The organism is Streptomyces sp. NPDC002958, assembly GCF_055563255.1.
The window spans coordinates 1-13670 of record NZ_JBVHDS010000047.1 but is presented as its reverse complement, the minus strand read 5'-3'; the positions used below and the strand labels follow the sequence as shown (position 1 = coordinate 13670).

The 13670-nt window shown below is 66.6% G+C and carries 10 protein-coding genes and 2 pseudogenes; 10 read left to right on the top strand and 2 right to left on the bottom strand.

Going from position 1 to position 13670, the window contains the following annotated elements; genetic code table 11:
- Positions 1 to 259: 259 nt before the first annotated feature.
- From ACZ3IC_RS33240 to ACZ3IC_RS33230, 3 genes and pseudogenes are all read left to right on the top strand, one after another.
- Positions 260 to 846: pseudogene (locus tag ACZ3IC_RS33240) on the top strand (isochorismatase family protein).
- Positions 847 to 1276: 430 nt separating this feature from the next.
- Positions 1277 to 1498, top strand: coding sequence for a hypothetical protein (locus ACZ3IC_RS33235; RefSeq protein WP_467422330.1), 222 nt, complete (start codon positions 1277 to 1279; stop codon positions 1496 to 1498).
- Between the two features lie 112 nt (positions 1499 to 1610).
- On the top strand, positions 1611 to 2039 hold the full coding sequence (locus tag ACZ3IC_RS33230) for an SRPBCC family protein (RefSeq protein WP_467422324.1): 429 nt from the start codon (positions 1611 to 1613) through the stop codon (positions 2037 to 2039).
- Here the strand turns inward: ACZ3IC_RS33230 and ACZ3IC_RS33225 are convergent.
- A complete protein-coding gene (locus ACZ3IC_RS33225; RefSeq protein WP_467422329.1) occupies positions 2011 to 2340 on the bottom strand; it encodes an ATP-binding cassette domain-containing protein in 330 nt (109 codons plus the stop codon). The two genes, ACZ3IC_RS33230 and ACZ3IC_RS33225, sit on opposite strands and share 29 nt — an antisense overlap.
- Before the next feature lie 537 nt (positions 2341 to 2877).
- Positions 2878 to 3957: a MerR family transcriptional regulator gene (locus ACZ3IC_RS33220; protein WP_467422323.1), complete on the bottom strand. Its 1080-nt coding sequence runs from the start codon at positions 3955 to 3957 to the stop codon at positions 2878 to 2880.
- A 284-nt stretch (positions 3958 to 4241) separates the two neighbouring features.
- Here ACZ3IC_RS33220 and ACZ3IC_RS33215 point away from each other — a divergent pair, with 284 nt between their 5' ends.
- The 7 genes and pseudogenes from ACZ3IC_RS33215 (at position 4242) to ACZ3IC_RS33185 (ending at position 13579) form a co-directional block, all read left to right on the top strand.
- Positions 4242 to 4586 (top strand): hypothetical protein, encoded by a 345-nt coding sequence (locus tag ACZ3IC_RS33215; RefSeq protein WP_467422321.1) that lies wholly within the window; start codon positions 4242 to 4244, stop codon positions 4584 to 4586.
- A 297-nt stretch (positions 4587 to 4883) separates the two neighbouring features.
- Positions 4884 to 6005, top strand: coding sequence for an amidinotransferase (locus ACZ3IC_RS33210; RefSeq protein WP_467422319.1), 1122 nt, complete (start codon positions 4884 to 4886; stop codon positions 6003 to 6005).
- Between the two features lie 381 nt (positions 6006 to 6386).
- Positions 6387 to 7133 (top strand): annotated as a pseudogene (locus ACZ3IC_RS33205) (transposase).
- 260 nt (positions 7134 to 7393) lie between these two features.
- Positions 7394 to 11074 carry a S8 family peptidase gene (locus ACZ3IC_RS33200; protein WP_467422317.1) on the top strand — a complete coding sequence of 1227 codons (3681 nt, stop codon included), beginning with the start codon at positions 7394 to 7396 and terminating at the stop codon, positions 11072 to 11074.
- Complete coding sequence (locus ACZ3IC_RS33195; protein ID WP_467422314.1) at positions 11074 to 11709, top strand: hypothetical protein; 636 nt, start codon at positions 11074 to 11076, stop codon at positions 11707 to 11709. Before ACZ3IC_RS33200 ends, ACZ3IC_RS33195 begins: the two co-directional genes overlap by 1 nt.
- Before the next feature lie 250 nt (positions 11710 to 11959).
- Positions 11960 to 12223, top strand: a complete 264-nt coding sequence (locus tag ACZ3IC_RS33190; protein ID WP_467422312.1) for a transposase — start codon at positions 11960 to 11962, stop codon at positions 12221 to 12223.
- A gap of 363 nt (positions 12224 to 12586) precedes the next feature.
- Entirely contained in the window at positions 12587 to 13579 is a 993-nt protein-coding gene (locus tag ACZ3IC_RS33185) for a helix-turn-helix domain-containing protein (protein WP_467422327.1), read from the top strand.
- Positions 13580 to 13670: the final 91 nt, after the last annotated feature.

Sequence of the window (13670 nt, the reverse complement as noted above, 5' to 3'; positions counted from 1 at the left end):
CCCTCAGAAGGCCCAGAACTACACCGTCCACACCACCGTCGCATTCTTCACCCACGGCCTCAATAGCCGCCCACGGCGCTAACGCAACGGTGTTGTGGTTGTTGCTGACGGACCGCGGACACCGTCGTGTCGTACACCCCGGTCGCGTAGCGCAGACTCCGTCCCGGGTGCCCGGCGTCACCGGTGCCCGCACCTCGGGCTGATTCAGGTTTCCGAAGCGGTTCTTTCCTGTGTTCCATAGCTCTGAAGGGTGTTCGTGATGAGCCGAGGCTTGATCGTCGTGGATGTGCAGAACGACTTCTGCGAAGGAGGCAGCGTTCCCGTCGCGGGAGGCGCGCGGATCGCCTCGGCGATCGCGGAACTGGTTGAGCAGAGCGCGGCGGGTGACTACCAGTATGTTGTGGCCACCCGGGATCATCACATCGATCCGGGCAGCCATTTCTCCGAGACCCCGGACTTCCAGGACAGCTTCCCCGTCCACTGCGTGGCAGGAAACGAAGGCGCTGAATTCCATCCCCACTTCGCACCTGTCGTCACGGATGGCAAGGTGCACGCCGTTTTCTTCAAGGGCGCCCACAGTGCCTCCAAGAGCGGCTTCGAAGGCGCGGACGCGGAGGGAACATCCCTGGCGGACTGGCTGCTGGGGTCGAGGATGTCGATGTGGTGGGCATTGCGACGGACCACTGCGTGCGCGCGACCGCCCTGGATGCCGTCGCGTCAGGATTCCGCGCACGCGTACGCCTCGACTACGCGGTCGGGGTTGCCCCGCACACAACAGCTGCCGCCCTGAACGAATTCCGCCAGGCAGGCGTTGCGGTATCCGGCGAGGCACCCGTACCGGAGTAGTCCTGGCACCGGTTCGAGGCGCGTCATGAATCGTCGTTCCGCCAGCCCAGGGGAGATCGTGTCCACCTGGTCACCGGGCTCGACGTGGAGAACGGAGCCGCGCGGGGCCGTTCACCGGATCTGGAATTCGCCCGCCGGGCCGGCCTCCGCGCGGATCTACCGGATCTCGCTGACGACGTGGGGTGGATGTTCGTCGGCGAACCCGCGCCGACCGGCCTCGCCCGCCGGGGCGAAGCCGCCTGCCTTCCCCGTCGCCGCGATCGACGACCTCGCTCTGCCGGAGGTCCTGGCCGATCTGGCGGCGGCTCGGGGTGACGTGACCGCGGCCAGGAGCCGGGCGAGCTCCGCGGCCTGCTCCGCCGACGGACCTGACCCGGGCAAGCCGAAGGTGACCATGGGTGAGCAAGCCCGCATTTTCGGTGGCGGCTGGATGTTGCGCGGCCGCGTATACGGCCACGCCCCGGGCGTCGACCTGACCGGCGGGGAGCTGGACGGACTGCTGCTCGACATCACCGGCTGGGCGAAGGACGGGATTGACACTGGCGTCGCCCTGATGACGGAGCTCGGACGGTTCGGCCCCGGCGGGAGGGCGATGTACGACCCGCGCCCCAGCGACCAAAACCGCTGGTACTGGTCCGGCGAAACTCCCTGAATCCTGAATCACACGCAGCGCCGGAACCGGGCTGGGTGGCCGGGGGACGGGCAGTAGAGCAGGCTGGAGGTACGGATGGCCCGGGCGGCCGGGCCGGGAAGAGAGGCTCCCGATGAGCAGGCTCGAAGAACAGGTCAACGTCGATGTCCCGGCGCAGGAGGTCTGGGCGCAGCTGCACCGTATCGATGAGTACCCGATGTTCATGGAGGGCGTGAAGAGCGCCGCTGCGCACGGCAGCAGCCGAGCCCATCTCGACGTCCGGATCGGGGACGACGAGCAGGCTTTCGAGACTCGCATTGCCGATCGTGGCAAGGGCCAGGTGATGGACTGGACGGTGGACAGCCCGGAATTGAAAGCCGCCTTCTCCGTGAACCCGCTGGACGACAAGCACACCCAGCTGCAAGTCCGGCTGGAGTACGACCCGGACACCGTGCGGGCGACCTTCGGCGGCCCGAAGGGATTCGCCCAGGTCCATGCGATCGAGGACAGAGTCCGGACCGACCTGGAGAAGCTCAAGGATCTGCTGGAGAGCCGGCATTAATCCAGTATTGATCCCGGCGTATTGGCCGACGCCGCGGTGCTGGTGCTCGGCCCGGACGACATCCGTATCTGTATTCCGGAGACGGGGCTGCTGCGGGAGACCCGGGCCTGGTTGCGCAGGTCCGACGCGGAGACCGGTTTGCGAGGAGACGCAGCAGGGTGGACTTGCCGCGGCCGTTGGGGCCGAGGACGCCGAGCACCCGGCCGCGGTGGGCGGTGACGTCGACGCCCGGAAAGATCCACCTGTGTCCTTCGTGTAGAGCTGTCCCAGTGCGTGGGCCTCGAGACGGGACCGGCCACATGGACCGGGCCGGGCCGGTCTGCGGGAGCGGCCTCCGGTTGCGCGACCTGGCGAGCAGGCCTATGAGGAACGCCGCGGGCAGCACGGTCGGCCGGCGCCCATCACCAAGAGCATGGCCGCTGACCCGAAGCAGAGCACGTCACCACCTCCTCGAACCGTTCGTGCCGCCACGCTCCACCTCTCTTTTTCGTCGACGTGTCACCCGGCACCGACTGGGCGGCAGAGGCCACCACCCACCAGTCGTCAGGACATGTCCTGTCCCAGATAACCGTCGGCCGGGTGAGGCTCCGACCTGCGGTGCCTACGGTTGTGCGAAACAGGCTGGCGGCTGGTGGCCCGCTCAACTGCAGGCAGCGCGGTCGTTCACCTGCGGGGCCAAGCCAGCAGGCGCCGCGGAGTCGGTCGCGATGTGCTGGCTACCATGGCTCGGAGAGCCGGCTCGGCTCTCCTGGCTTGTCGGGTGAGTCGGTACTTGTCGGCTTCACGGAAGATTTCCTGGGAGCGACTTGGTGCAACTCGAAGTGCATGCCGCTTGCTCCTACTGCTGGAGCTCCATGACGTCGGCGACCACGCAGCTGACGTTGTCGGGGCCGCCGGAGCCGTTGGCGAGGGCGATTAGTTCGCGGACTGCCTGCTCGGGCTCCCTGCCTTCGGAGAGCACCCGTCGGATTTCTTCGGTCGGCACCACGGTCGACAGACCGTCGGAGCAGAGCAGGTATCGGTCTTCCCGCTGGGCGTCGTGAAGACGCATGTCGGGGATGGCATCGGCTCCTTGACCCAGGGCTCGTATCAACAGCGACCGCTGGGGATGGGAGGCGGCTTCCCCCGGGGTGAGGCGTCCTTCGTCGACCATCGACTGCACCATGGTGTGGTCGTGCGTGATCTGGAACAGCTCTCCGTCACGCAGGAGATAGACGCGGGAGTCGCCGATGTGGACGAGGGCCAGCTGCGATCCGGTCCAGAGCATCGCGGTGAGTGTCGTGCCGGCTTCTTCGGGTGAAGAGCCGGTCCTGGCGACGCCGTCCACGGCCTGCTTGGCCTGTTCGATGGCGTCTTCGAGGACGTTGAGGAGATTGCCCGGCCGGATGCTGTCCGTTTCAAGGTGCTTGAGCGCGTCGACGGCGGCCGCGCTCGCGGGGGCTCCTCCGCTGCCGTAGCCGTCGGCGACGGCGAGCAGGCGGGACCCGGCGTAGGCGGTGTCCTGGTTGCTCTCGCGGACCAGGCCCGTGTCGGAAAGGGCGGCGTAACGAATTCCCAGGGGCTCTGCGGTCGGGGACATGGCTGGGTCCTTCCAGGACAGGTGGTCGATGAGGAAGGTGGCCAGGTTCCGTCGTGCGGCGGTGTCGGCTTCGACCTGGGCCCAGAACGCGCGGATCTCCTGGGCCGCCGGGCCTGCCTCCAGCGTGCAGACGTGCTGGATGCGGGCCAGGGGCATCCCCAGGCGCCGGAGCCAGGCGACCAACCGGGCCTGATCCACTTGTTCCGGTGCGTAGAGGCGGTAACCGGTCACCGGGTCGACGCGAGCGGGGGTCAGCAGCCCGAGCTCGTCATAGAGACGCAGCGCCTTCGGCGACAGGCGGGACGCCTTCGCGAACGTCCCGATGGTCAGCAATCCCATGCTTGCCCCTCCTCATGCCGAGCACATCGCCCGGCCCCACTGATGCTGTGGCTTCCCCCAAGGTGAAGGTCAACTATCGGGGCACTGAGCGCTCTTCCGTGTAGCGGTCGACGCGGCGCAATACCGTGGCGCACCCCTTACCGGGTCCGACGAGGGCAGGACCGGCCAGGGGAGCGGTGCCGACGGGCAGCCGGCGTTGGTACTCCGCGAGGACTCGACCGCTGTCGTCGGGGTGACCACCGCCGGCCACGACCGAGCGCCAAGTGCACGGCACGCTGCATCCGGTGACGTACGTGTACATCATGCGCTTCGTCGGGCTGGTGGAGGTCACGCTCCTGCTGGGGGTGACCCCGGGGGTGCGCGGACCGCGGGCGCGTTTCGTCGCCGGGAGCGTCGCGGGCCTGATCGCCCTGGCACTCGCGCTGCTGTGTGCGGCTGTGGCGCTGATGCGCCGAGGATTCGCGTTCTACGACAGCTTCGTGATCGCGTTCCTGGTCGGTATGGGCGTCCTCCGTATGGTGTCGATGTTTCTCGTGGCTGCGGTGGTGGATGCGCGGACTCGCCGAGGTCTTGGCCTGAACGTGCCTCCCGCACCGGAGCTCTTCCGGTCCGGGCGCACCGCCAGGTAGGCAAAAAATGGCAAAGATGATAAATGGCCTGCAAAGCGGGCATGTGTGAAACGGATGCCTACCTGAAAGGTTGCCCACGATGGCTCAGGAACCTCTCACAGCGCTGGCCCTGGAGGGTTCTGCGGGCGTGTTGTGCGCGGCTGCTGCGGCGCGCGTGGTCAGACGGTACGAGCGGGTTTATGGCGAGTCGGACTTCTGCGATCGAAGGCGGTTGAGAATGGCGGTAGTGCAGAGGTCCGACATTCTGACGACAGTGGCAGACAGCGATGCCTGTACGTGGGCTGTGGACTGCGCGTAATGTCAGCGCCACTGGCTACTGCTGCCAACGCTGTGGAACCTCTCGTTTCGCCGGTCAATTCACACAACGAGTGGGACCCGCTGGAGGAGATCATCGTTGGGCGTCTCGACGATGCGACGATCCCCTCCAGTCATCCGGTCGTGACCTGCAACGTCCCCCCATGGGCGGCGCGGTTGCTTGGGATTGCCGCCGGCTTCGAGTATCCGCGTATGCTGATCGAGCCGGCGCAGTATGAGCTCGATCAGTTCATTGCTCTGTTGCGGTCGCTCGGTATCACGGTCAAACGCCCGGAAGCGGTCGACCACAGGCGACGCTTCGGCACCCCTGACTGGTCGTCGCGCGGTTTCTCCAACACCTGTCCGCGTGACAGCCTGCTCGTGATCGGCGATGAGATCATCGAGACCCCGATGGCATGGCCGTGCCGATATTTCGAGACCCATTCCTATCGTGCGATCCTCAAGGACTACTTCCGGCGTGGCGCACGCTGGACTGCGGCACCGAAGCCGCAGCTCACTGACGCACTGTTCGAAGCGGATTTCTGTATCCCCGAGGTTGGCGAGCCTATGCGCTACATCCTCACCGAGTTCGAGCCGGTGTTCGATGCGTCGGACTTCGTGCGCGCGGGACGCGACCTGTTCGTTATGCGGAGTAACGTCACCAACCGAATGGGCATCGACTGGTTGCGCCGTCATCTCGGACCTGGCTATCGCATTCACGAGATCGAGAGCCGCTGCCGTACGCCCATGCACATCGACACGACATTCCTTCCGCTCTCGCCCGGCAAGGCACTGGTCAATCCCGACTACGTCGACGTCGACCGCCTGCCCGACATCCTGAGCTCGTGGGACATCCTGATCGCCCCTGAGCCCAACCCGATCGACGAGCGATTGCTCAAGATCACCTCGATGTGCGGGAAGTGGCTCAGCATGAACATTCTCGTGATCGACGACAAGCGGGTGATCGCGGAGCGGCACCACACCAACATGCTGCGCGCGCTTGAAAAATGGGGGTTCGAGCCGATCCCGTGCGACCTGCTGCACTACGCGCCGTTCGGTGGCTCGTTCCACTGCGCGACGCTCGATATCCGGCGTCGCGGCACCCTCGAGACCTACTTCCCTTGATCGGCCCACCGATTGTCAGTACCCAAGGTCGTCGCGGGAAAATTCGGACCCTACGAAAGCGGTCAGGGACGTAAGCGCGCTTTAGGGGTGCTGAGGAACAACGTTCTACGAATTTCTTTACGCTCGCGGGGATGCGCTCTTCGAGCTCACGGATGCGGGTGTTGTGTGCGGACGGGCCGGTGAAGACACTGGTCGAGCCTTCGACCAAGGTCGGATACCCGGGGCAGTTTTACGTCGAGCCCGGCGTTAACCCCCAGTGCGGGCGTCCAGAAGGACACCATCCTGGTCGTGACCACGAACTGGGAGAAGGGCGGAATTTAAAGCCCTTCTACCTGCTCGTTCCGTAGCAGAGCCCGTGCCGGGGCAGAATCTGCACGCCAGTTGCCGGAGGGTACGAGCCGGCGGCGAATCTGGCTCGCCTCGGCGCCGCACCCCGGCCAACCACACCACCCCCGGCTACGCCGAACCCGACGCCGCCTGGGCCAAGGAGTTCGACACCCAGCTCGAAGTGGCCGCCGCCGAAAAGCTCGCCGTACCTGGGGCGAGAAGGGCCGCACTCCCATCGTGCGGCGGAGTGGCAACTGGTTCTCCGTGAACGCGATGTCCGCGATCAGCACGAAGGAACGGATGCACTTCATGGTGTTCACCGAGACCTTCGACGCGGAGGTCATGTGCCGCTCCCTCGACAGGCTCCTCGGCCATTTCAACCGCAAGATCCACCTCGTGGTGGATGACCACTCCGCACACCGATCCCGCAAGGTCCGCGCGTAGCCGGCCAACCAAGCCGACCGGATCGCGATGCACTTCCTACCCTCGTACGCGCCCGAGCTGAGCCCCGACGAGCTCGTCAACGCCGACCTCAAACGCAGCCTGCCCATGAGCAGCCGGGCCCGCGACCAGACCCAACTCGCAGCCGAGACTGGCAGGTTCTTCCACCGCCGCCAACGCCAACCCCACATTGTCCGCGGCCGCTTCGGCGGCCCCGTCCGCTACACCCTCGAAGAGAACCATCTGAGTTTCTGGTCAATGATTTCACGGCTTTGGGCTTCATGCGGACGTCGGCGGCTTTTTTCCTGTCCGGGAATACTTCGGGGTTTGTATCACCGGGGAGTTCGCCGTGCATCGTGAAGCGGTACTCCGTCGCGCCCGACCAGCATCGCCAAGGCGGCGCGGTGTTTCCCCGCCGGTTGGTTGGCCGACTGTTGTGGCGGGTTTGCGGCATGGAAGAAATACGCCACTGTCCATCCGTTGCCTCAGTCCCTGCCAAGCCTGAGTATCTGTCTGATCCGGCAAGGACTGCCTTGTCGCGACGAGTAGGAGGCGCTCGTGCATTCCCCACGCCATCATCACGGCGAAACCGAAAGAACGGCATCTCAGGAGGCCTGGCGATGAGGCATTTGGGACAGCGATTGGTCACCGCGGTCGCCGGCGTCACCATGCTCGGGGTGGTCATGTCGACGACCTCGGCGAGTGCCACCGGCCCAACCCCCGCCCCCTCCACCCCTGCAGCCCTCAACCAGATCCAGTCCGCTTCGGTCGACAGTAACCTTCTCCGCGCTGCCGCTGGAACTCAGACAAAGCTGTCACTGACGCTGGTGACCGGCGACAAGGTGCAGATCGGTCTTACCGCAGACGGGAAGCCGGTTGTCCACGAGATCGAGCCGGCGACGCGGCCCGGGAACGAGTCGGTTCTCTTTCACACCGTCACCAGAAACGACCAGGTCTACGTCGTTCCGGAAGACGCGTTGTCGCTGCTCCGTGCCGACGTGCTGGACTGGGAGCTCTTCAACCTCGCCAAGCTGGCCGACTGGGCGGCCGAGGGCAAGACCAGCGAGGTCCCGGTGATTACCACGTACACCGGGAAGACCAAGGCCCGGACGGCGACGACCGCCACCGGTACGACCGCCAAGACCGTCCTGCCGAGCATCAACGGCCGCTCGATGACCATCAAGGGTAACGGCCAGTGGTGGCGAGAGGTGCGGAAGAAGAACACCGGCAAGTCCGCCGCCTCCCTGGCGACCGGCCCGCTGGCCGGGGTGGGGAAGGTGTGGCTGGACGAGCTGACGAAGCTGCAGCTTGAGCAGTCCGTACCGCAGATCGGCGCGCCCGCCGCCTGGGAACGTGGCTACGACGGTTCGAACGTGAAGGTCACGGTGCTGGACAGTGGCGTCGATGCCACCCACCCCGATCTCGCCGACCGGATCACCGAGGCGGTTGACTTCACCAACAGCCCGAAGGGTCCGGTGGACGAACACGGACACGGTACCCATGTGGCGTCCACGATCGCCGGCACCGGACAGGCCTCCGACGGGCTGCGCCGCGGTGTGGCGCCCGGTGCGAAGCTCTCCATCGGCAGAGTCTGCGGTCCGGACGGCTCGTGCGCCGGCTCCGCGGTCATCGCCGGCATGGAGTGGGCCGCCAAGTCCGGTGCCGACGTGGTGAACATGAGCCTCGGCGGCGCGCCCTCCGACGGAAAGGACCTGCTGAGCACAACGGTCAACACGCTCAGCCGCACCTACGGCACCCTGTTCGTCATCTCCGCGGGCAACGCCGGCCCGGATGCCGAGACGGTCGGGTCGCCGGGTGCCGCCGACGAGGCGCTGACGGTCGCGGCCGTGGACAAGAGTGACCAGATGGCCCGCTTCTCCAGCCGCGGACCCCGCGTCGGGGACGGCGCGCTCAAGCCGGACATCTCGGCGCCGGGCGTCGCCATCGTCGCGGCCCGGGCCAAGGGCACCGGCATGGGCAAGCCCGTGGACGAGCTCTACACGTCCGCCAGCGGCACCTCCATGGCCTCGCCCCATATGGCCGGTGCCGCGGCGATCGTCGCCCAGCAGCACCCGGACTTCACCGGGCGGCAGATCAAGTCGCTGCTGATGGCCACCTCCAAGGACCTCGGGCACGACCTGTTCGCGCAGGGCGCCGGCCGGGTGGACGTGGCCCGCGCGGTCGATCCGAGGATCACCGCCGAAGCGAACCTGAACTTCGGCCGAGCCGAATACCCGCACTCGCCGGTGTCCAGGACGGTCACCTACACCAACTGGACCGACGAGCCGATCACTCTTACGCTCTCCGCCTCGGCTTCCAAGGCGGGCAAGCCCGCACCGGAGGGGCTGTTCACGCTCGGCGCTGACCAGGTCACCGTGCCCGCCAAGGGCACGGCCGATGTGGCGGTCACCATGGACGGCAGGGTGGTGGACAGTTCCGGGCAGTACGGCGCATACGCCGGCGTCCTGACCGCCGAGGACGGCGCGGGGACACTGCTCGGATCATCGCGGATCTCGACCTATGTGGAGCCGATCCGCCACGACCTGAACATCAAGGTCATTCCTCCGGCCGGCGCCACCGATGTCTCGTACGGCAGCGCGATAATCGTCCCGGTCGACGAGGACGAGCTGGGCCTGTACGAGGACCCGCTGACGGTACCGGGCGGCGAGACGATCAAGGCACGGGTTTTCACCGGCACTGTCACGGCGGCCCTCGCGGTGACGTGGCGGGACGCGGCCGGTGAGCTGCAGAAGTCCGCACCGATGGTGCCGGAGGTGGAGGTCACCGGGGCGACCACGGTGGAGCTGGACCTTCGGAAGCTCAAGCCCGTCCGTGTGAACACCCCGGAGCGAACCGAGACATACTCGGCACTCTTCAAGACCGATCGGACCTCCGTGGACGGAGACTGGGGGATCACGGCGTCGTTGGCCACCGAATACGGTCCCGGTGAGCCGGGCTGGTGGGCACTGCCGACCACCGGTGAGGTCAGCCTCGGCACGCTCGACTTCTTCAGCCGGCATGTCCTGGTACCGCCGTCAGTGACGATGAAGGTCGCGGGGAACGGCGACGCGTTCGACCTGGACGCCCGCTACGCGACACCGGACACCACCATCAACGGCGGAGGCCAGAGGTGGATGAAGGACGGGAAGCCCGAAGGCTACCTTGTGCGGTCGGCGATTCCCCGACTGCCCGTCAACGGGCAGAAGTCCGTCGTCTACGCGGGCACCGGCTCGGCTGAGGAACTCGCCAAGGTCGATGCCAAGGGTGCGCTGGTGCTGCTGAAGCCGACCGACATCTGCGAGACGACCTGCGACTTCACCGCACTGCGCGAGCGAGTGGCGGCGGCTGCCGCCGAGGGCGCGGTCGGGGTGCTGGTGACCGGCGAAACCGATCGGGTCGCCCTGCTGAAGTACGAGTCGTGGCGGCAGTACAGGTGCGAAAACGGTCCCGACAGCTGCCCGCCGGTCGACCCGTACGCAGCGCTGCCGATCGTGACCGTGCCCCCGGCCCAGGCCGCCACGCTGATCAAGCGGATCGAGGGCGGAGCGAAGTCCGGCGTCCAGATCGAACTCGGCGGCAACCGCGAAGTGTCCAAGGCTTACGCTCTGGCCTTCGACTCCCCCGGTCGGGTTCCCGGCAACCTGCCGTACCAGGTCGAGTCCGAGGATCTCGACCGCGTCGATCACCGCTTCCACGCCGACAAGCCTGGCGCGATTCCCCACTTCAGCTGGAACCGGATGACGAAGTCCGGCCCGGTGACAGAGGAAAGCCTGCTGCCCAAGCCGGACAGTCAGCGGCAGTTCACCACGTTGGTCGGGCCGCGGAACGACGACGCGATCGACCGCTTCGAGATGTCCGTCAGGGACTACGTCGCGCCGCCCGTGGCACGTCAGGGGGGCCTGGGCGAAACTCAGGACCTGGCGCTCGGCAAGAAGAACACGATCGACTGGAACGAGGGTCCGTCCCTTCCCGGCGCGGTGCCCCAGGTCCGCACCAAGTCGGGCTTCACCGCCGACACCGGCCTGCCGTGCGCCGGCTGCCGGGAGGGCGACCGCTTCTGGCCCACCCTGTACCAGACCGGCAGCGGTGGCGCTCGCCAGGCCATGATGGGCATGCTCAACGACGAGGGTATCGCCGAGTGGATCTACGGGACCCCGGGCTGTGAGCCCCCCGCCTGCAAGGTAGGCCTCTTCGACGACGCCGGCCAGGAACTCGAGCAAAAGCTCAACCCGGTCGAGTACGTCTTCCAGCTCGGCGAGCCCGGCAACGCGTCGGACCTGATGTCGAGGAGCGGGCGGTGATGACCGAAATGAGAAAGGAGACTGCTCCGATGAACGCGGCCGAGCCATCGAGGCGGCGCCGGAAGGTGAAACTGGCGGCGTCGGCAGCCGTAGCGATGCTCGCGCTGGTGGGGTGCAAGGCCGACGTCATCTCGTACGACCTGCCTGCGGAATCGGCCCGCTACACGTTCCAGGCGGAGACCAACGGGGTCAAGACCGCGTGGGAGTACACCTCCGACCGGCCGACCAAGTCCGACACGCCGACGTCACAGCCGTGCATCGCGGACGTCGTTGTCAAGGATCCCGGTGCGTGCCGTCCGGAGCCGCTCATCTTCCTGCGGTACGACCTGGGCCTGGACCTGGACAACACCGTAAAGGCCAACAAGCCTCACTCCATCACCGTCACCGGCTACTACCAGGATCGGCTCAGCACGCCGCCGACCGTGAGCAAGTTGCGGGCGGAGGCCAGCTTCGACAGCGGCAAGACCTGGCAGCCGGTGAGCACCAAGGCCGACGGGAAGAACACCTTCACCGCGCGCATCAAGCACCCCAAGCGTGACAAGGCTCCCGAAGGAGTCGCACTGCGGATCACCGCGACCGACAGTGCGGGCAACACCGTCAAGCAGACCATTCCCAAGGCGTACCAGCTGCGCTGAGGAGAACCGATGAAACGGTGAACCAACCCGGAACGGCCACGGCCGGGGCGAAACGTGAGTTTCGCCCCGGCCGTCTCTCGCGTTTTCGGCCAAGAGCCTGTCGGGTGGCTGATCACGGGTGAAGCGTGACGGTCGTGATCTGCCCTCCGGGCATGGCGACGGCCCCGGAATGATCACGTGGTGTGTGCCAGTGCGACAACTCCGAGGCCGTCAGCGGCCCGTGCTATCTGTCCAGCCTGACCGATGAGATGTGGGAGATCATCCAGCCCCTCCTTCCGTACGTGACCTGCGAGAAGGCGGCGGGGTGCGCGAGTACGCAGACCGGCTGGTGCTCGACTCGCTCTTCTACGTGCTGCGCTCGGGCTGCCAGTGGCGGATGCTCCCGCGCGACCTGATGCCCTGGGACGCGGCCCACCGCTGGTTCACCAAGTGGCGCCGGGACGGCACCTGGGACCGCGTCCACGACGAGCTCCGCCGCCAGGTCCGGACCTTGCGCTGCACGACGGAGAAGTAGATCTCGTCGGGTAGGGCCGCTGCATTGCTGCAGCGACCCCCCGCAGAACCGGCCGTGCCCGATTTTCGGGCAACCGGCTCAAGTAAGCCCCGTGGGCTCGCGGGCGGGCAGAAGTGCTGACCTCTGGCCGGTGTCGGTGGACAGCCGACGGTGGCAGTGGGTGTGGATCAGGCGTGAGGTGGCGGGTTTGTGTGGATTGCTGCCTGAGAGCCGGTCCGCACACACCCTCAGCAGCACCGTCCCCGCGTGCCCGATCAGCCCTTCCCAGCCGGCAGCCACAGAAAGCCGCCAGTTTGCTATCCGGTTATCAGGGAATCAAACCCAGCTGAATGGCCAGGGCCGGAAAACAGGCGGAGGAGCACCATGCTGTCAGACGTGCTGGGACTAACCCCCGCAGAGTCGGAGACCTACCGCACGCTCATCTCGGTGGCCTCCGCCACGCCCGCCGAACTCGCCGAGTCCGTCGGCTGCGACGCCCGCCAGGTCGTACGCATCCTCGGCATGCTCGAAGGCCGGGGACTCGCCACGCGCAGCCTCGGGGATACCACCCGGTTCGTGGCCTCCCCACCGGCGGCGGCGCTGCGGGCACTCCTGGTCCAGCGACAGAACGAGCTCAAGCTGGCGGAACTCGAGCTCGACTCCCTCGACGAAATCTACCGCGCGGCGGCCCTCGGGCGCGGCGTCGGCGACGTCATCGATGTGATCCACGGCACCGAGGCCATCCGCGAGCGCGTCGGACAAATACAACTCGGCGCACGGAAAGAGGTCATGAACTTCGTCAAGGCGCCGGTCTTTTCGGTCGGCAACGTGACCGACGGCGCTGTTATCGCGCGCGGCGTCCGTTACCGCGTGATGCTCGAACGCGAGATGCTCGAACGCGCGATGCTCGACGAGGGAGCCCCGTCGTTCGACGAGATCGTCCAGGCGGGGGCCGCAGGAGAGGAGGTCCGAATCGCTGAGACGTTGCCACTGAAACTTTTCATCGTGGACCGCGAGTTCGCCATTGTTCCACTCCTCGGTCCGGCCAATGCCGCACCGGCGGGAGCCCTGCTCGTGCACGCAAGCAGCCTGCTCGACGCGCTAATAGCACTGTTCGAGTCCGAATGGGAGAGAGCGACGCAGTTTGTCACCTCCGCAGGTGCCTTGCAGAACGCGTCCGCCATCGATGATCTGGATGCACAAATCCTCAGCCTGTCGCTGACCGGTCTCACCGACCAAGCGATCGCCGCCCAACTGTGCAGCTCCCTTCGGACGGTGCAGCGCCGGGTCCGGCACCTGATGGACGTCGCGAAGGTGCAGAATCGCGTGCAGCTGGGCTTCCAGGCGGCACGGCTGGGCTGGCTCGAAGCCGAGTGAACCGCCCCGGGTCAGGTGGAGGCTCGATTTCATGAAAGGATCGAGTCATGGCACGACCTTCCCGTTACCCGCTTGAGCTGCGCCGACGTGC

Coding starts and splice junctions, on each gene's coding strand:
- ACZ3IC_RS33235 (WP_467422330.1), top strand. CDS start 1,277: ATGTTGCGCGGCCGCGTATACGGCCACGCCCCGGGCGTCGACCTGACC.
- ACZ3IC_RS33230 (WP_467422324.1), top strand. CDS start 1,611: ATGAGCAGGCTCGAAGAACAGGTCAACGTCGATGTCCCGGCGCAGGAG.
- ACZ3IC_RS33225 (WP_467422329.1), bottom strand. CDS start 2,340: ATGTGGCCGGTCCCGTCTCGAGGCCCACGCACTGGGACAGCTCTACAC.
- ACZ3IC_RS33220 (WP_467422323.1), bottom strand. CDS start 3,957: ATGGGATTGCTGACCATCGGGACGTTCGCGAAGGCGTCCCGCCTGTCG.
- ACZ3IC_RS33210 (WP_467422319.1), top strand. CDS start 4,884: ATGTCAGCGCCACTGGCTACTGCTGCCAACGCTGTGGAACCTCTCGTT.
- ACZ3IC_RS33200 (WP_467422317.1), top strand. CDS start 7,394: ATGAGGCATTTGGGACAGCGATTGGTCACCGCGGTCGCCGGCGTCACC.
- ACZ3IC_RS33195 (WP_467422314.1), top strand. CDS start 11,074: ATGACCGAAATGAGAAAGGAGACTGCTCCGATGAACGCGGCCGAGCCA.
- ACZ3IC_RS33185 (WP_467422327.1), top strand. CDS start 12,587: ATGCTGTCAGACGTGCTGGGACTAACCCCCGCAGAGTCGGAGACCTAC.